The organism is Oceanobacillus saliphilus, assembly GCF_023522835.1.
Taxonomy (GTDB): Bacteria; Bacillota; Bacilli; order Bacillales; family Amphibacillaceae; genus Oceanobacillus; species Oceanobacillus saliphilus.
In genome coordinates this window covers 1-265 of record NZ_JALCZU010000172.1, presented here as the reverse complement: position 1 = coordinate 265, position 265 = coordinate 1, and the positions used below count along the sequence as shown (strand labels likewise).

Here is a 265-nt window from a genome sequence, read left to right as displayed (position 1 = left end):
AAACTCTCTTCCGATATTGAAATTCTTCTTCTTTGTTGGGGACGCAAATTCGAGGGTGCAATATTATGAAGCATTGCAGGTTGCTGGTTTGCTTGGCTATACGATTGAAATCGTAAATTTTGCAAACGCTCCATTGGAAATATGCCGACGTCATGAATATGCTCATTGCAAATCCTTCGTTTTCGAAATATCTGATACTTACATCGCATACACGGACATGCTATTCTCTCTTCAAGATTTAGTGGCTCCATCTATTATATACAAA

At 38.1% G+C, this 265-nt stretch carries 1 protein-coding gene; it reads left to right on the top strand.

The window, feature by feature from the left end; genetic code table 11:
• Positions 1–265: hypothetical protein (locus tag MN204_RS20825; protein ID WP_249872956.1), on the top strand; the 265-nt coding region annotated here is incomplete at both ends.